This window comes from Bradyrhizobium sp. USDA 4510, from assembly GCF_054059095.1.
Map to the genome: position 1 here is coordinate 1,037,221 of NZ_JBSSBT010000001.1, position 17,258 is coordinate 1,054,478.

General features: G+C 60.8%; 17 protein-coding genes. 8 read left to right on the forward strand and 9 right to left on the reverse strand.

The window, feature by feature from the left end; translation table 11 throughout:
• The first annotated feature begins 47 nt into the window (after window positions 1–47).
• Window positions 48–1,253, forward strand: a complete 1,206-nt coding sequence (locus tag ACVMDN_RS04675; RefSeq protein WP_309144982.1) for an ISNCY family transposase — start codon at window positions 48–50, stop codon at window positions 1,251–1,253.
• Window positions 1,254–1,393: 140 nt separating this feature from the next.
• Here the strand turns inward: ACVMDN_RS04675 and ACVMDN_RS04680 are convergent, their stop codons facing one another.
• The 6 genes from ACVMDN_RS04680 to ACVMDN_RS04705 form a co-directional block, all read right to left on the reverse strand.
• Complete coding sequence (locus tag ACVMDN_RS04680; protein ID WP_069275774.1) at window positions 1,394–1,585, reverse strand: hypothetical protein; 192 nt, start codon at window positions 1,583–1,585, stop codon at window positions 1,394–1,396.
• 24 nt (window positions 1,586–1,609) lie between these two features.
• Complete coding sequence (locus ACVMDN_RS04685; RefSeq protein ID WP_456835525.1) at window positions 1,610–1,852, reverse strand: hypothetical protein; 243 nt, start codon at window positions 1,850–1,852, stop codon at window positions 1,610–1,612.
• Between the two features lie 383 nt (window positions 1,853–2,235).
• On the reverse strand, window positions 2,236–2,499 hold the full coding sequence (locus ACVMDN_RS04690) for a hypothetical protein (RefSeq protein ID WP_141713230.1): 264 nt from the start codon (window positions 2,497–2,499) through the stop codon (window positions 2,236–2,238).
• Between the two features lie 149 nt (window positions 2,500–2,648).
• On the reverse strand, window positions 2,649–3,278 hold the full coding sequence (locus ACVMDN_RS04695) for a hypothetical protein (protein WP_069275772.1): 630 nt from the start codon (window positions 3,276–3,278) through the stop codon (window positions 2,649–2,651).
• Between the two features lie 14 nt (window positions 3,279–3,292).
• Complete coding sequence (locus ACVMDN_RS04700) at window positions 3,293–3,613, reverse strand: PepSY domain-containing protein (RefSeq protein WP_069275771.1); 321 nt, start codon at window positions 3,611–3,613, stop codon at window positions 3,293–3,295.
• A 585-nt stretch (window positions 3,614–4,198) separates the two neighbouring features.
• Window positions 4,199–4,501: a LexA family protein gene (locus ACVMDN_RS04705; RefSeq protein WP_309144994.1), complete on the reverse strand. Its 303-nt coding sequence runs from the start codon at window positions 4,499–4,501 to the stop codon at window positions 4,199–4,201.
• On the opposite strand from ACVMDN_RS04705, the gene ACVMDN_RS04710 reads away from it, so the two are divergent.
• Window positions 4,500–5,621, forward strand: coding sequence for an IS630 family transposase (locus ACVMDN_RS04710; RefSeq protein WP_069280104.1), 1,122 nt, complete (start codon window positions 4,500–4,502; stop codon window positions 5,619–5,621). The genes ACVMDN_RS04705 and ACVMDN_RS04710 overlap by 2 nt on opposite strands.
• A gap of 76 nt (window positions 5,622–5,697) precedes the next feature.
• Here ACVMDN_RS04710 and ACVMDN_RS04715 read toward each other — a convergent pair whose 3' ends face one another.
• The gene (locus ACVMDN_RS04715; protein WP_456835506.1) at window positions 5,698–7,134 is read right to left on the reverse strand and encodes an IS701 family transposase; all 1,437 of its coding nucleotides are present in this window, start codon (window positions 7,132–7,134) and stop codon (window positions 5,698–5,700) included.
• Between the two features lie 155 nt (window positions 7,135–7,289).
• On the opposite strand from ACVMDN_RS04715, the gene ACVMDN_RS04720 reads away from it, so the two are divergent.
• The 4 genes from ACVMDN_RS04720 to ACVMDN_RS04735 all read left to right on the forward strand — a co-directional run bounded on the left by ACVMDN_RS04720 (window position 7,290) and on the right by ACVMDN_RS04735 (window position 11,401).
• Entirely contained in the window at window positions 7,290–8,381 is a 1,092-nt protein-coding gene (locus ACVMDN_RS04720; RefSeq protein WP_069276043.1) for an IS5 family transposase, read from the forward strand.
• The gene (locus ACVMDN_RS04725; RefSeq protein ID WP_057019377.1) at window positions 8,381–8,725 is read left to right on the forward strand and encodes a hypothetical protein; all 345 of its coding nucleotides are present in this window, start codon (window positions 8,381–8,383) and stop codon (window positions 8,723–8,725) included. The genes ACVMDN_RS04720 and ACVMDN_RS04725 overlap by 1 nt, the downstream gene beginning before the upstream one ends.
• A 246-nt stretch (window positions 8,726–8,971) precedes the next feature.
• Window positions 8,972–9,412: a low affinity iron permease family protein gene (locus ACVMDN_RS04730; RefSeq protein ID WP_069275768.1), complete on the forward strand. Its 441-nt coding sequence runs from the start codon at window positions 8,972–8,974 to the stop codon at window positions 9,410–9,412.
• Window positions 9,413–10,129: 717 nt separating this feature from the next.
• Window positions 10,130–11,401: a hypothetical protein gene (locus ACVMDN_RS04735; protein ID WP_456835894.1), complete on the forward strand. Its 1,272-nt coding sequence runs from the start codon at window positions 10,130–10,132 to the stop codon at window positions 11,399–11,401.
• 1,117 nt (window positions 11,402–12,518) lie between these two features.
• Here the strand turns inward: ACVMDN_RS04735 and ACVMDN_RS04740 are convergent.
• Window positions 12,519–12,863, reverse strand: coding sequence for a hypothetical protein (locus ACVMDN_RS04740; RefSeq protein WP_057019377.1), 345 nt, complete (start codon window positions 12,861–12,863; stop codon window positions 12,519–12,521).
• On the reverse strand, window positions 12,863–13,954 hold the full coding sequence (locus tag ACVMDN_RS04745; protein WP_069276043.1) for an IS5 family transposase: 1,092 nt from the start codon (window positions 13,952–13,954) through the stop codon (window positions 12,863–12,865). The genes ACVMDN_RS04740 and ACVMDN_RS04745 overlap by 1 nt, the downstream gene beginning before the upstream one ends.
• A gap of 211 nt (window positions 13,955–14,165) precedes the next feature.
• Here ACVMDN_RS04745 and ACVMDN_RS04750 point away from each other — a divergent pair, with 211 nt between their 5' ends.
• Both ACVMDN_RS04750 and ACVMDN_RS04755 read left to right on the forward strand, forming a co-directional pair.
• The gene (locus tag ACVMDN_RS04750; protein WP_245313733.1) at window positions 14,166–14,414 is read left to right on the forward strand and encodes an NUDIX domain-containing protein; all 249 of its coding nucleotides are present in this window, start codon (window positions 14,166–14,168) and stop codon (window positions 14,412–14,414) included.
• Window positions 14,415–14,681: 267 nt separating this feature from the next.
• Window positions 14,682–17,045 carry an AI-2E family transporter gene (locus ACVMDN_RS04755; RefSeq protein ID WP_069275765.1) on the forward strand — a complete coding sequence of 788 codons (2,364 nt, stop codon included), beginning with the start codon at window positions 14,682–14,684 and terminating at the stop codon, window positions 17,043–17,045.
• Window positions 17,046–17,258: the final 213 nt, after the last annotated feature.

Genomic DNA, 17,258 nt, shown 5'->3' on the forward strand with positions numbered 1-17,258 from the left:
GCTCGTTCGGAAGCGGAATCGGCTCATGGTGACTTCGTCCCAGAAACGTGTCGGGCTTGGGCAACCCCAGCGCAGCGTTGGCTCGGGCGAGGAGATCGTCCGCTGACCGGGCGCCGGAGGAGGCGCTGGAACGGATGCTTGCGCTGTACCGGGACAAGTACGCGGACTTCACGGTGAAGCACTTCCACGAGCAGATGCAAAAGCGGCACGACTATGTGCTGGGCTATACGGTGACGAAGCTGGCGCTGCACGCGGCGGGGCTGGTGCGGAAGGCTCCGAAGCGTTCGGCGCACCGCAAGAAGCGGCCGCGGCGGCCGCTTCGGGGCATGCTGCTGCACCAGGACGGATCGCGCCACGTTTGGATCGAAGGCCTGCCCGCGAGGGACCTGATCGTCACGATGGACGATGCGACCAGCGAGATCTACTCGATGGTGCTGGTCGAGGAAGAAGGAACGGCCTCGACCTTCCAGGCCTTGCGCGAAGTGATTGGCGAGCATGGCCTGTTCTGCGCGCTCTACACCGACCGCGGCAGCCATTATTTCCTGACCCCAAAAGCTGGCGAGAAGGTCTCGAAGACGCAACAAACCCAGGTGGGACGGGCTTTGTCGCATCTTGGGATCGAGCATATCGCAGCCTATTCGCCGCAGGCGCGCGGGCGCTCCGAGCGGGTGTTCGGCACCTTGCAGGATCGGCTGCCGAAGGAGCTGCGGCTTGCCGGGATCACGACGGTTGAGGCTGCCAACGCGTGGCTGAAGGCGCATTACATCCCCGGGCACAACGCCGCGTTTGCGATCAAGCCCGAACAGGAAGGCACGGCATTCGTGGCCGATCGGCATGAGGCCTGGCGCGAGGCGCTGTGCGTGATCGAGGAGCGAACCGTCGCCAACGACAATACCGTTGCATGGAACGGTCGGCGGCTGCAGCTGCCGCAGAGCCGGCTCAGGCCTCACTTCGTCAAGGCTGTGGTGCGCCTCCATGAGTATCCCGATGGCACCGTCAGCGTGTTCCTCGGACCGCATCGGTTGGCGATGTTTAGCGCCAACGGACAGCAGATCAGCCCCGACGCGCTTCAGCCTGGCAGCGTGCTCGGAGCCGTCAAGGACAAGCCCTGGCGGGCGCGCAAGCGCGCGTCCTTGACCGCTCCTGCGCGCGCCGCCGTCGAGAAGGCGCGGGTCGGGACGGAGAAACGGGCTTCAAATCGAACAAAGAAACCGACCCACGGGGCTGACCAGACCGCCCTATCCATGGCATGACAACGCGGCGGACCCGTCCACGCCTTCCGGCTCCCCTGCAAATCAGAAACGAAGGCGACAGATCACGAGCTACAAAAACACGACATCTTCACCCGCTACGGACAGGGCTTAGATGACCGGCCTCGCCGCTCGGCTCGGATCTAATGGGGCGTGGGCGCGGATATAGTCCCAATGATTTGCATGTCTTCTTTCCGCACGGTTACGCGGCGTCCTGTCTCGGCAGCGATCTTTCGGGCGGCTCGCATCGCGGAATCCTCGTCCGTCAGTTCGAGCAGGATGATGCTGCCTGTTCCCGAGAACGCGTCAGGGTTCAAGAGTTCGATGATGAACAATGGTCCCCCTCCGGACGATCATTTTCACCGCGCGTTTATAGCGGCCTTGACGCACCGCAATTGCGCAGGATCATCCGATCTCGCACGAATCTGGTTCGTCAGCGCCTGCGCTATGATCTCGGCTTGTTCCTTGGTCAGCTTCTCGGCAAAGGGGCCATCTTTCTTTATCTGGGCCGGTCCTTTGAGTTCGCTGTCGTAGACCATCCAGTCAATGCTTCTTTGCCGAACGAGGAACCGGCCTCGCATCGGGCGTCCAATAAATTCCATTGCAACCATCCACCTGTGAAACGCGAGTTCACCGATTGGCTTGCAGGATGGTGTGCTCCGCATTGAACTATGTGAATCGTTGCGATCAACTTTGGACAAGCACCGCTCGCGCTTTCCGCAGTGAACTGAAACGGCCCCAACCAGGGGGCCGCCAACCCGAGCGATACGGGTTTTCCTCCAGGCAGTCGGGGGGCACCTTGGCTGACCAGAAGCGCCAATTAGACGCTTGGCAATAGCTCCGTCGGATCGCGCCCCGGCAATCGACACAGCGAGCGCAAACGCCGCGGGCGCCACCGGGCACGTCGGACTTGGTCGTCGGGAAGCAAAAAGAAACGGCCCCAGTAAGGCATGCTGAGACCGCTGCTTTACTTCCGCCTCGCGGTTTATTTCTTCATGTGATCCTTCGACATCGAGCCACTCTTGTCCGTCGTGCCTTCCTTCAGTTTTGGGTCATTCTGGGTTGCGCCGGGATTCGCAGCGCTGGGGCTGCTGGACGCGCCTTGACCGGTGGTCGCCGCCGGTGAGTTTCCGCCGCCGCTACCACCGCCACTGCCACCACCACCACCACCACCACCGCCCTGTGCGCTGGCTGCAGCAATTGAGCCGGCCATGAACGCAGTGACCAAGGCGAGTTTTGCGATTTTCATTTGATCGTTTCCTTCCTGTTTTTAATAGAACAGACTGGAAAACAGAACGCGTTTGAGATCGTTCCTCCTACTGCAGCGAAAAGGCCCCGACGCTGAGGAGACATACGTCGGGGCTTTCGGTCGGCGAATTGGGAAACGAGGTTCGCGCGTCAGCGACCTATTCCGGTTCCTTCGCCATAGAGTTCGCGCTCGCGCTGAATCTGCTCGCTGCTGAGTGGCTGCGCCGCAGGATCAAAGCCCTTCCATCCAGACCGCTGCCATGCCGCCGTGCGCTTGCTGATGTCGACTGACGACTGATCGAGCACAGCTTCTGCTCGGCCACGATCCTGTTCGTCGACACGTGCACAGACGAGCGTTCCGCCGCGACGCACGCCCTCGGCATATTGCGAGGCTTCCTCTTCCGGAACGCCCGCTTGAGTCAAGGCGCCGATGACGCCGCCCGTTGCGGCGCCCGCGGCAGCACCGGCCGCGGTGGAGACGAGCCATCCGGCAGCGACGACCGGGCCGAGGCCAGGAATTGCGAGCAGGCCGAGGCCAGCGAGCAATCCTGCAGCTCCGCCCAGTCCTGCGCCGATGCCCGCACCTGCGCCCGCTCCTTCTGCTCGGTCGTCAACCCCGTCGCGGTCCCGATCAACTTTGCCATCCCGGCCGTGCCAGCCCTCCCCATTGTTTGCGATGACGCTGATATCGGAGGAGGGGACGCCGCTCTGCTCGAGTTGCTGGACGACACGCTCAGCGTCGCCATAGTTGTCATAGAGGCGAGAAATTGTAGTGGTCATGCTGGTCTTCCTTTCTAGTTCGCCGGGTTCACATTGCCCTGGAAGTCCAGGCTGACTTCGGTCTGCTTGCCTCCCTTGGTGGCCTTTCCTCTCCAGACGCCATTATCGTCCTTCTTGAGGTCGGAAACGCCGGAATAACCGGCAGCTTCGATCCGTGACTTCGCTTGTCCCTCGGTAAAGCTGTTTCGACCCGCCACGGGTTCGTTCGAGTTGTTTTCACCCGACCGATTGACGGCGCTATTGTTTGGCTCGCTCTGCGCCGGTGGCGTTTGCGCCGAGACAGGTGCTGAGCTCAGCAGAGCTGCCGTGGATATGATAGCAAAGACTCGCAACATCTTTTTGTCCTTTGGTTAGCTAATTGCCGAGGACAAATGAACGTCAATTCGATTGGTTGCTAAGTGCGTTACTCAACCGCAGGCAGGCTGGCTTCGTCGCTCGTGCCTTATCGCATGTTAATAGACCAGTTCTGATTGTCCCGCAGCAGTTGGGGGCCGCCGCAGGTTACGGTCGGTTTCTTGGGAAGCGAAGGCAAACAGCTCCTTGCCGGTTCGACTCATCTTGGGATTGACCGTTGGTCGTCCAAGCCAATCACTTATGTGAGCTGGCTCTGGCCACTTAGGACCCGGGCTGGCTACATGCTAAGCAATAGTCAACAGTATACGGCGATCACGATCACTATCTGAACGGGGAAGCAGTGAAGCGCAAGCTGACTGCCATGGGGCTCGTCGCGGATGCGGGCGTCAAGCAATCAAAGCGCCATCGCGTCCGTGACCGACGTTGTGATATCATGATCCTAATGACGAGCAGTACGGCGGCAGGAAGATAGATCTCAAAGGCCGGGAGAAGCCTAGGCGCGGGGATGCGGTCTGCGCATCGTCTAGTGGCTCTGCACAGTGATTTTGACGGGTTGCGTCTGGCGGTCAGAGTAGCTCCGGCAGGTGTTTTGGATCAACGAGGACCTCGATACTGCGAGGGGTCCTTGGCTGCCGTCTGATGAGGCCCTCCCGTTCCAGCGTCAGCACCATCTGGTGAACCGAGGGCGGGCTAACGCGGAAGTATTCCCGCATGTCGGTTTCGGCCGGGGGTCTGCGGTGCAGGCGCGTGTAGAGGTGGATGAAGGCCAGGTACTGCCCCTGTGTGGGCGTGAAGGGTTTTGCCGAAGGACTCACGCCGGCCATCCGATTCAGTTGTTGGTGCGTGCCTCGAACACGGAGGCATGCCATGAATGTACGCTATCGGGTCGACCTCAGCCAAATCGAGCGCACGGAACTCAAGGCGCTGCTCAGCGGCGGCAAGCATGCGTCCCGTAAGCTCAAGCGCGCGCAGATTTTGCTGGCTGCCGACACCGGCGGCAGCGATGAGGAGATCGCGCGGAGCGTCGGCGTGGGCGGCTCGACCGTGTACCGGACCAAGCGCCGCTTCGTGGAAGGCAATCTGGAGCGGGCGCTGAGCGATGAGCCGCGGCCCGGAGCGGAGCGCAAACTCACGGTCAAGGAAGAAGCCTTGTTGGTGGCGACGGCCTGCGCCAGTCCGCCAGAAGGCCGGGCCCGCTGGACGCTTGAGCTGCTGGCAGGTGCGATGGTCAAGCTCACCGAACACAAGAGCCTGTCGCATGAGACGGTTCGGCGGCGCCTGGCCGAAAATGGCCTCAAGCCCTGGCGCAGGGACATGTGGTGCATTCCGCAGATCGACGGCGAATACGTCGCCCGTATGGAGGACGTGCTCGACCTCTACGCCGAGGCGCCAGATCCCAAGCGGCCGGTGGTGTGCTTCGACGAAAGCCCGGTGCAGCTCATCGGCGAGGCGCGTCAACCGATTCCGGCCGAGCCCGGCCAGCTCGAACGTTACGATTACGAGTACCGTCGCAACGGCACGGTCAATCTCTTCGTATTCCTCGACGTGCATCGTCCCTGGCGCAAGGTCAAAGTCACTGAGCGGCGCGCGGCTGAAGACTATGCCTCCTGCATGCGCGACCTCGTCGACATCCATTATCCCGACGCCGAGATCATCCGGGTCGTCCAGGATAATTTATCGACCCACTCCGCCGGCGCCCTGTATCAGGCCTTCCCGCCCGCCGAAGCCAGGCGGATTTTGCGACGGCTCGAGTTCCACTACACGCCCAAGCACGCAAGCTGGCTCAACATGGTCGAGATCGAGATCGGCGTCCTGCGGGGCCAGTGCCTCAATCGCAGAATCGACGCCCCCAAGCGGTTGCGCCGCGAAATCGCCGCTTGGGAACGGAAGCGAAATGCCGCCCGCTCTCGCATCAAATGGATGTTCACAACAGACAAGGCCCGCACCAAAATGGGCCGCGCCTATCCCGCGCCTTCCAAAGAGTCATAATCACTGTGCAGAGCCACTAGTCGGTTGACTACCACCTAAGTCTAGGCCGGAGGGGCACCCGTTCGTGGAACTAGTCTTACTGCGTCACAAACGATGATCTGTGTAGTGGTCGAACTTGATCGCACAACAAGGACATCTCGACAGCATTCGGACGAGCCCATGTTCGAGCCGCCGTCGCATCGTCGCGATCGAATTTGGAATGTGACGTTGGGTCCGCAGTGGCAGATCCGCGGGGTCTGTAATCTGCGGGAACGCGATCGAGCGGGATCGGCCGGGCGCGCCGAGCGCCTGAGGGGGGAATCGTCTCCCGCTCGGAGATCAGGAATCCGTAGGCCGCAATGCACATCGTTGCGTGATGATGAAAGCCGCGCCAGCCGCGTCCCTCGAAGTGGCCGAGCCCGACCTCCTGCTTGAGGTCCTGATAGTCGCGTTCGATGCGCCAGCGCATTTTAGCCGTCTCAACGAGCGTCCGGAATGCCACATCTTCCGGCAATGTCGAGAGCCAGTATTTGGTAGGCTGGTCCTCGCCTTTCGGCCATTCGATCAGCAACCATTCCTGCGCTCGCCGGGTGGTTTGCCAATAATCACGATGCGCGGCACGAACCCGCACGCGGGCAAAGCGCGAGGTCAGCTTTTCGTTCGTTCCTTGCCGCCACGTGATGGTGCGCCAAGCTTTGGCCGGCAGGCCGATCGCGAGCGCCTTGACGGCGGCTGGCTGATGCTGACGGTTGCGGCGCATCAGTTTCGGTGGACGGCCGCGGCCCGACCATGGCTTCGGCGGCAAGGGATCGGTGCCGGGAGCCCATACCGTCGTGCTCGACAGAAGACCCGCCACATAGGTCAATCCCAGCGCCGTGATCTCGGTGCGCAGGTCGCTGTTGTTGCCATAGCCAGCGTCCATCAGCACGACACCGCGCGGAAGGCCGCTCGCACAGGCCCGCCGCAACTGCTCCAGCGCGATCTCCGGCTTGGTCTGGAAGCCGACTTCGGCAGGAATGCCCACCTTGCGCCGCCGATCGCGGTCCTCAGTCCATTCCTTCGGAAGATAAAGGCGGTAAGCGACAGGCAGGCTGGCGTGGTGGTTGGCAATCGACAGCGACACCGCCACCTGGCAATTATCCTGCTTGCCGAGCTGCCCGCAATATTGCCGTGCAACTCCAACCGAATGTCGCCCCTGCTTGGGAAATCCGGTGTCATCGATGATCCAGGCTTCGATGGGGCCCTGGCGTTCAATCGCCGGCAGGACCATCTCGCGTACCTTGCCCAGCACCTTCTCATCCGACCAGGCGCCGCTGCCGACGAAATGCAGCAGCGATTGATGCTGGGCCGCCGTCCGCTCCGGAGCCGTCACCGCCGCCATCGGCTCCACGCTCTTGCGACCGCCACAGGCCATCAGGCCGACGCAATAGTCGCGCAGCGGCGCCTTCCGATCAGCATGACCGATGACACTGGCAAGCCCTTCCAAATACGCCTCAAATCGCTTCTCGCTCGTCTTCGTGCCACGCCCGCTCATGTCGGCCTCATTGGCTAATGGTCCATGCTGCAACCATCATTGATTCTGGCCGGCGGTTTTGTGACTCAGTCAGACTAGCAGGCTGTTGAAAAAAGGCGGTCGCCGCCGACCGAGGATCATGATTCATTGGCTCCGACGAGATTCGGAGATGGTGCGTGCGCGGCGGCGACAATCGAACGGGCGAGCTGTTCAGCTACGTCGACCTGGAAGCAAGGGTGCGGCGTGATCATCCGCTGCGAGGGATCCGGACGATCGTGAACGAGGCGCTGGCGGCGCTGGAGCACGAGTTCGCCGCCCTTTATTCGCCGATTGGACGGCCGTCGATCCCGCCGGAGAAGCTGCTGCGGGCGATGCTGTTGCAGGCGTTTTATTCGATCCGCTCGGAGCGACTTCTGATGGAGCGGTTGGAATATGATTTGCTGTTCCGCTGGTTCGTCGGAATCGGAGTCGACGATGCAGCCTGGGACCATTCGGTATTCTCGAAGAACCGCGACCGGCTGCTGGAAGGCGACATCGCGGCGAAGTTCCTGGCGGCGGTGCTGGCGCAGCCCAGGGTGAAGAAGCTTCTGTCGAGCGATCACTTCTCGGTCGACGGCACGCTGATCGAGGCCTGGGCCTCGATGAAGAGCGTCAAACCGAAGGATAGCTCCGGCGAGCCGCCGGCCCAAGGCGGCGGGCGCAATGCTGAAGCGAACTTCCATGGCCAGAAGCGCTCCAACGACACCCATGCTTCGACCACCGATCCGGAGGCCAGGCTCTACCGCAAGGGGAAAGGCAAGGAGACGAAGCTGTGCTTCATCGGGCACGGGCTGATGGAGAACCGCCACGGCTTGCTGGTCGACGCCTGCCTGACGCAGGCCGGTGGGCATGCCGAACGGGTGGCCGCGCTGCACATGATCGAGCCTCGTGCCGATCGACCGACAGCGATCACGCTTGGTGCCGACAAAGCCTACGATGCAGAAGACTTCGTCAACGAGCTGCGCTCGATGAACGTGACGCCGCATGTTGCGCAGAATACCGGCGGCCGTAGCTCTGCGATCGACGGGCGTACGACCCGGCACGGCGGTTATGCTGTCAGCCAGCGCATCCGCAAGCGGATTGAGGAGGCATTCGGCTGGATCAAGACGGTCGCCGGGCAAGAGAAGACCAGATTCCGTGGCCGTGATCGGGTCGGATGGGCCTTTACCTTCGCTGCGGCCGCCTACAATCTGGTGCGGCTGCCCAAGTTGATCGCGGAGACCGGTTGATGGCCAAGGTGCCCGGCTTTGCCAAGGCCTTTGCCGGCCGCTGGCGCATCGTCGAAATGGACAACTGGGACAGCGACTTCCTCGATCTTGTCGGAGAGGCGCATCTCACCTTCCGTGGCAAGTCCGATGGCGAAATAGCGTTTGGGGCTCTCAAGGGCTTCCTGGATGCTCGCTACGGCACCCGCGACGGATCGGCCTGCGCCGAGTTCTCATGGGAGGGGCACGACGAGAATGATCCGTCCTGTGGTCGCGGATGGGCCATGATCGGCACTGCGGGCAGGCTCGTTGGCCACTTCTACATCCACAATGGCGACGATTCAGCCTTCGTTTGCGAACGCGGCTGAGTTCTTCAACGGCCTGCTAGAGCTTAGTCGGCCGCTTGGATAACCGATTTCTTCATCGTTCGAACGAAGAGCTCGACGATATCGGTGCAAGCCGTAGCCTCGTTGGCTCGGTATGGCGGCCACGCGCCAGGCTGCCAACCCGCGTCACCTTATTTGTTCGGCGCAGAGCGAATCTCTGCCGCCTTCGCGACGGACGGCTGAGCGTGATGGGGCTGAACTTCAGCGGGGCCGGCGCGTTGGAAAGGAATGTCACAGAAGCAAAGCGAACGACATCACCGTCGACTGTTCGCATCAATCGCAAACCAGGCCTCCCAAGCGGCCGGCCGGGCATCGACGTTTGTCCTGGCTTTCGCGGTAGTCGTCGTCTGGGCCGTTACTGGACCTCTGTTCAAGTTCTCCGATACGTGGCAGCTAGTCATCAACACCGGAACGACAATCGTGACCTTTCTGATGGTCTTCCTGATCCAGAACTCGCAGAACCGCGACAGTGCTGCTATTCAGGTGAAGCTGGACGAGCTAATACGGACGGGCATGGTGCAGAATAGTTTCGTCGGAATCGAGCATCTGAGCGCTGACGAGCTTGAGGATCTGCGCACGCGCTGCGAGGAACGCGCTAAGGTGGTCGCCGAAGACACTGCCGAGGGCAAGACAGGAGCGCGCAGGCCTCGCCGACGCCCAACCGATTAGTGGTTCCTCGCGGCCGGGGAGACTACCATCCTGGGGGATACTCATGATGCGGAAACATCATTGCTTCAGACTGTTCCGGCAGCGCGCCCAGCGATGAGCCTGACTGCCACTTCCCCGGCATTAGAAAGATCCGGAAGCGTTTACCGGGATTGAACTGCATTCTCGAGCGCCGAATAAACATGTCGCAGTTGGGACACACAAAAAATGAATGGTGATTGGCTTGTCATGGGCTGCAATAGCCGAGCCGCATCATGCTTCTTCGGAGGATCAAGATTGGGTCCGCTGGGGCGTCCTGGCGATGGTGCCAGAGCTCAATGCTGTAGAACCTGCCAGGCTTCCGAGACGCCATCCCAGCTCCCTTCAGATCGGGCGCACTGTCCCGGCTATGACCGTCGGGCGGAGGGAGAGGTCCTTGAGAGCCTTCGAAGCGGCACCACGTCGCCATCAGCTCGGATCGCGACCATTGCTATCTCGAGTACATCGACCCTAAGCTTAGCAAGCTCATCGACGACGCCCTGGGATCCAGCTCGCCGACGATCACTCGGTCATGGGGCGTCCATCCCCAGATGGTGTCCAGACAAGAAGCGTGCGCAACGCACAATGGAGCAGGTGAAACATAGCGCCGTCTGTAACCTCGCAATTAGCTGCCGAAATTGACCACCACTGCAGCGGCTCACGCAATAGGAGCTAAGGTCAATGCCGGACGTTGAAGGGCTTATGGAGACCATGGAAGCCTATCTGCGTCGAAAGCATGAAGAGCTTCAGTTGCTGGACGCCTGTCTTGACCACTCCTTTGCGCCGCCAACTCCGAAGTCGATCAATGAAGCGATCGCACTCAAGTTCAAGCTCACGGCGGCCATCAGAGCTCAACACGATCTAACAGAGTGGACCACGACCGAAACCGCCTGGTCGCATCGCAAGAAATCTTTCGATAGCCCGTTCGACTTCCGGTACGACTACCAGCGCGCCGATCTCGACGTGGCTGGCCCGTCCTTTTATGATCTCGGCGAAGATATCGAATGGGAGACCGTCTACACGTCTTCTGGCATGGCCTCCATATCTGCCCTGCTTTTGGCGTCGTCGCACTTGTTCGATCGAGCGGATATCGTGTCGCTGCCAGGGACGTACGGAGAGACCCTGGAGTTCGTTGAAGCGTACGCTAGGCACCTGAGGAGCATCACGGCCGTAGAAGTTCTGGGCGCGCCCGCTTCAGGCGCGTCGCACCGCATCCTTCTTCTGGATTCCTGCGCATCGGCAAAGGATTTTGAAGCCTGTCTGCGCTCACCCTGGGCGCAATTCGACCTCTGCATCTTCGATAACAGTTGTCTCGCCGGTAGCTCCGGCAAGATCGCGCGCGCGTTACGGAAGGCCCGCAGGTGCGGAGTGCCCATGGCCATGATCCGAAGCCATACAAAGTTGGATTCGCTAGGCGTCGAGTATGGACGATTGGGCTCTACGACCTTCGTCCGCTCCGCGGAGGCCGATCTCTGGGTTCGATCGCCTCTCCGAAACCTGCCCGATGAGATGCGCAACGCAGTCAGGCTGCTCGGCGGCGCAGCGCTACCGGCCCACTTCCCGCCTTATGTCGGCAGCCCCGAATATCGGTCGCTGACCACGAGGAGAGTGGCTGCAATCATCCGCAACAGCCGCCGTACTGCTCACTTCTTCCGTCAGGCGCTTGGCGATCTGGTGAGGCAAACGAATTTCGCGCATGGCCTTTACGTGTTGCTCAAGTGCAGGCGGCCCTTGGACGAAGAAGAGGCAAGGCAAGCGGCGTCGGAGATGAGCAGGGATCTTGGCCTGGCCGGCTTTCCGATCCGTCATGCCGGAAGCTTCGGGTTCGACTTCGCTGCCACGGAATGGTTTCACGACATGACGACCGGGGCGTTCAGCGTCCGCATAGCCGTCCCGGACCTTCCCACCAAAGTATGGGACGAGCAAACCTGGGCGATAGCTCGGTGGTGGAACGAACACGACTGCCGAGCATGAAGCATGCGGGACACTTGCTCGCTCGCAATGTCGGCCCGATTAAAAAAGCCGCGCGAAATTTTCGCGAATTCGATATCTGGCCTGATCCATGAAGCTGTTGAGTCTGCCCGCCGACCCGAGGCCGCCTTACTGTCGCAGAGATATGCTTCCGTGGGAACTTCGCCTGCGGATGCAGAGGAAATACCCGTCGCTGCAGTTGGCGGCAACGCGCGGCAATGTATCGTTGCAGAGGAGTTCCGGTGCCTGGTTTTAGGTCCAGCCCGCTTTAGGAACCGGTTTGTGGAAGTTGCATTGTCGCTCAATATTGTTGAAGGAGGAATGCAATGCGAAAAATCGCTTTGGCCGCACTGACGGTCGCCGCGATTTCTGCCGCAACTGTTGCACCTGCGGAAGCGCGATGGCGGGGTGGCGGTTGGCACGGCGGATGGGGCCCGGGTATCGGTCTCGGACTTGCGGCTGGTGCACTGGCCTTTGGAGCCGCTGCAGCTTCGCCCTACTATTACGGTCCAGGCTATTATCCGGGCTACTATGGCTATTATGGCCCTCGGTATTATCGGCCCCGGGTTTATTACCGGCCCTACGCGTGGAGGGGGTATTATGGCCCGTGCTTTTACGGCGGATGGGGCAGCCCGTTCTACGCAGCCTGGTGATCACAAGAGACCGGAGCGGGCTTTTCACTTTGCTGGAGCGGCCGACGCCTCGTCGGTCGCTTGGCGTGCAGACCTTAGCCAGAACTCCGGCGCAGCGTCACCTGCGGATGTGGCAAGTCCTGGCGACTGACAGCATGAACCTTAACCTTTCTCAAATGACAGTCGCAGTGTGCTCGCCCTCGCCCGCAAGATCAGTCGAAGATAATCTTCGGTCGATCTTCAACGCCGACCGCCAAAGCGGTCGCGTCCCGAACACGTGTTTTGCTGGTGGACGCCTGAGTCCGAGAGAAGATGAACGTCGTGCGGAGCACACTACGTTCCATTTGCAAGCTGTCCCGGTATCTGCTCTGGCGGGGCTCATCATATCTTGTTTGTGACCGCGGTTTCGGCCGGTATGAAGCGGACTAGTCACCGCTCTAGATTCATCCATGTCTACGGCAACCTCATCTAGCAGGCCGTTGAAGAACTCAGCCGCGTTCGCAAACGAAGGCTGAATCGTCGCCATTGTGGATGTAGAAGTGGCCAACGAGCCTGCCCGCAGTGCCGATCATGGCCCATCCGCGACCACAGGACGGATCATTCTCGTCGTGCCCCTCCCATGAGAACTCGGCGCAGGCCGATCCGTCGCGGGTGCCGTAGCGAGCATCCAGGAAGCCCTTGAGAGCCCCAAACGCTATTTCGCCATCGGACTTGCCACGGAAGGTGAGATGCGCCTCTCCGACAAGATCGAGGAAGTCGCTGTCCCAGTTGTCCATTTCGACGATGCGCCAGCGGCCGGCAAAGGCCTTGGCAAAGCCGGGCACCTTGGCCATCAACCGGTCTCCGCGATCAACTTGGGCAGCCGCACCAGATTGTAGGCGGCCGCAGCGAAGGTAAAGGCCCATCCGACCCGATCACGGCCACGGAATCTGGTCTTCTCTTGCCCGGCGACCGTCTTGATCCAGCCGAATGCCTCCTCAATCCGCTTGCGGATGCGCTGGCTGACAGCATAACCGCCGTGCCGGGTCGTACGCCCGTCGATCGCAGAGCTACGGCCGCCGGTATTCTGCGCAACATGCGGCGTCACGTTCATCGAGCGCAGCTCGTTGACGAAGTCTTCTGCATCGTAGGCTTTGTCGGCACCAAGCGTGATCGCTGTCGGTCGATCGGCACGAGGCTCGATCATGTGCAGCGCGGCCACCCGTTCGGCATGCCCACCGGCCTGCGTCAGGCAGGCGTCGACCAGCAAGCCGTGGCGGTTCTCCATCAGCCCGTGCCCGATGAAGCACAGCTTCGTCTCCTTGCCTTTCCCCTTGCGGTAGAGCCTGGCCTCCGGATCGGTGGTCGAAGCATGGGTGTCGTTGGAGCGCTTCTGGCCATGGAAGTTCGCTTCAGCATTGCGCCCGCCGCCTTGGGCCGGCGGCTCGCCGGAGCTATCCTTCGGTTTGACGCTCTTCATCGAGGCCCAGGCCTCGATCAGCGTGCCGTCGACCGAGAAGTGATCGCTCGACAGAAGCTTCTTCACCCTGGGCTGCGCCAGCACCGCCGCCAGGAACTTCGCCGCGATGTCGCCTTCCAGCAGCCGGTCGCGGTTCTTCGAGAATACCGAATGGTCCCAGGCTGCATCGTCGACTCCGATTCCGACGAACCAGCGGAACAGCAAATCATATTCCAACCGCTCCATCAGAAGTCGCTCCGAGCGGATCGAATAAAACGCCTGCAACAGCATCGCCCGCAGCAGCTTCTCCGGCGGGATCGACGGCCGTCCAATCGGCGAATAAAGGGCGGCGAACTCGTGCTCCAGCGCCGCCAGCGCCTCGTTCACGATCGTCCGGATCCCTCGCAGCGGATGATCACGCCGCACCCTTGCTTCCAGGTCGACGTAGCTGAACAGCTCGCCCGTTCGATTGTCGCCGCCGCGCACGCACCATCTCCGAATCTCGTCGGAGCCAATGAATCATGATCCTCGGTCGGCGGCGACCGCCTTTTTTCAACAGCCTGCTAGACCACAAAGTGCGGGGTCTTCTGCTTTCCGCCATCACGCAAATGTCTTTCAGGTCCTGCTCGGGCATCCGAACGGGCCTTTCTGGCGGCGCAAGCACGAGGGAGCTTGGACGATTCCGAAGGGCATCATCATGCCCGGCGAGTCACCGCTTTCTGCAGCCCGGCGCGAGTTCGCCGAGGAAACCGGACACGCGTCAAGCGGGCGGCTTATCTGTCTCGGGGCAAGATCGTTTACGTGTGGGCTGTGGCGGGTGATCCAGATTCCGCGGATATTCGCAGCAACACCTTCGAGATGGAATGGCCCCCGCCTTCAGGTAAGCTTCGTATTTATCTGGAGCTCGAACGAGCCGAGTGGCTCAACACTCCTGCCGCGCGCGTGAATATCCTTGGGGGACAGGCAATCTTCCTGCAGCGCCTGTCGGCGGTGCTCGACCCAAGGACTGAATGAGGTGCCCCGGCGAGGGGAGTCGATCGGGCGGAGGCCCGAGAAATCGTTGGTATTGAGCGGATCACGGTTATCCCTTCAGTCGGCTTGAGCCTGGAGGCTACCGGCCCAGGCAGTACGACCGGCCGGAGTGCTGCGATTGGATCCAAACGCGTCGGCTCGCGGTTGACCTGTCCTGAACCTTATTGAAAGGCTCGCTCCTATGGTCGAGCTGGCTGCCCCACCGCCGCAAAGAACGCCGGCCGCGCAAGGCGCGTCCTCGCCAATGCTCACGGCCGGCGGCATCGTCCTGGCCATCGGAGCCCTCTATCTCGGCCGCGAAATCTTCGTTCCTTTCGCTCTTGCCATTCTGCTCAGCTTCATTCTCACGCCCTTGGTTAATTGGCTAAGGCGCTGGAAAGTACCCCGTGTTGCAGCGGTACTCATCGCCGTTTCCATTGCCTTTATCGTGGTTGCAGGTGTTGCCTTGGTCGTGGGACGTCAACTGGTCCAGCTGGCTACCAACCTCCCCGATTATCAAACGACCATCACCGAGAAGATCCACTCGTTGCAAAGCTCTGCGCCAGGTGGGGGTATTGTCGACACAGTTACCACGACGATGCAGGATCTTGGCAGAGAGATCTCGGGGAATAAGAAAAAATCGGGGGCCGCGCCGTCCCGGCTTGGCACCGGCAGGGAGCATCAGGAGCCCGTCACCGTGCGTATGGAGCCGCCGCAGCCAAGACCGCTGGAGCTCATCCGCTCTGTCATAGGTCCGTTGCTGGCGCCCCTCGCTACGTCCGGGCTCGTCGTCATTTTTGTGATCTTCGTGCTGCTCGAGCGCGAAGACTTGCGCGATCGCTTTATTAAATTGGCAGGAGCCGGGGACCTTCAGAAGAGCACTCAGGCCATCAACGACGCCGCGGGCCGGCTCAGCCGTTATCTGTTGATGCAGCTCGTAGTTAACCTGAGTTACGGCGTGCCGATCGGCATTGCGCTCTACTTTGTCGGCGTACCGAACGCGATTCTCTGGGGACTACTTGCAGCGGTACTTCGATTCATTCCCTATCTCGGTCCTTTTCTGGCTGCTATATTCCCGGTGGCCTTGGCGATCGCCGTCGATCCCGGCTGGACGATGCTGTTTTGGGTGGTCGGCCTGTTCGTTACGGCTGAACTCATCAGTAACAATGTTATCGAGCCTTGGCTTTACGGCTCCAGCACAGGGTTGTCGTCACTTGCAATCATTATCGCCGCCATCTTCTGGACGATGCTGTGGGGACCTGTCGGGCTGTTCCTGGCGACACCTTTAACTGTCTGCCTTGTCGTCATTGGGCGCTATGTTCCGCAGTTGGAGTTCTTGGGCGTGCTTCTTGGCAGCGACCCTGTGCTCGCTCCAGAGGAGCAGCTCTACCAGCGATTATTGGCTGGCAACCTGGAGGAGGCGGTTGAGTTCGCCGAGAGCTATGTCGACGAGTGCTCCTCACGCGAGTTGTACGATAACGTAGGCATTCCAGCCCTTCGTTTGGCGGAGAACGATCGTCAGCGCAGCAGCATCGACACAAACTACCGGCGTCTTGTCGCGGATACCGCTATCTCCGTTGTGCAGGAGGTTGACGACCATATCCACGAGAAAGCGCATTTAAACGTAGACGCGGATCACGGGACGCAGCGACCATGCGTTCTCTGTCTCGCAGGACGCACGGAGCTTGATCATGCAGCGGCGGAGATGCTCGCGCAGGTACTTCACGAGCACAACATCGCCGCCAAGGTCTTGCCGCCGATCGTGGTCAGTCGGGAAGCATTGGGGCAGCTTGATCTCCAGGGGGTCGACGTGGTGTGCCTGTCCTACTTTCACCCGCAGCCACAGGTCTATGCCCGCTATATCTTTCGTCGCCTGCGCCGGCGGGCCCCCCATGTGAAGCTAGCCGTCTGCTGCTGGAATTTGATCGCCGGGACTGATCAGACGGAAGAGCTCAAGAACCAGATGGCGGCCCACGCCGTATTCGCCTCGCTCAAAGCCTGCACTGAGCAGGTCGAAGCATGGATAGGTCGCGCGCCAGCCCGCGGCGATACGCCTCAGGTCACGGCTGACGCCGAGCAGGCACAGCTTACCGCGCTGCGCAGCCTCCGCTTGGACAATTCAACACGTCAAGCCGTGGATGAGGTGTCCAGGAAGATTGCGCAGACCTTCGAGGTCCCGATCGCGCTGGTGTCATTTGTCGATGATATTCAGCCAACCATCGCTGACAGCCGCCTCCAGGACATTCAAGCAGCTCCGCAGGGCAATCACGAGGGCTCCCTCGACGCTCATGTGGTTGCTTCAGACGATGTGCTCGTTTCTGAGGATGTCAACGAGGATCCCCGCTTCGCCGATGATCCTCGTGTGCTGGAGAGAGGCATCCGCTTCTTCGCGGGGGCTCCGCTCAGAACTTCATCCGGCCACGTTGTAGGCTGCCTCAGCGTAATCGATACCAAGCCGAGAGAGTTCGCCGACCGAGATCGACAGCGCCTACAGGAGATGGCGAATCAATTGATGGTCAATATCCAGAGCGCCCGAGCGACGAAAGATGTCGCTTCGGCGACCTAACAAAACTGCATCCAGCCTCCTAAGCGGACGGAATGGTGCAAGAGCTGCAGTAAATGTCGGTCTCTTAGGAACAGAACCTGGTCGTCTGAGTTTGAGCTGTCGAACCCCACTAGGAGTCGTAATATGGGTCGCGGAATGCCATCCATGACTGCACTTCTCGGACTGCTCGCCATCGCTGGATATCAGAACCGCGAGAAGTTGGCCGAACCGATG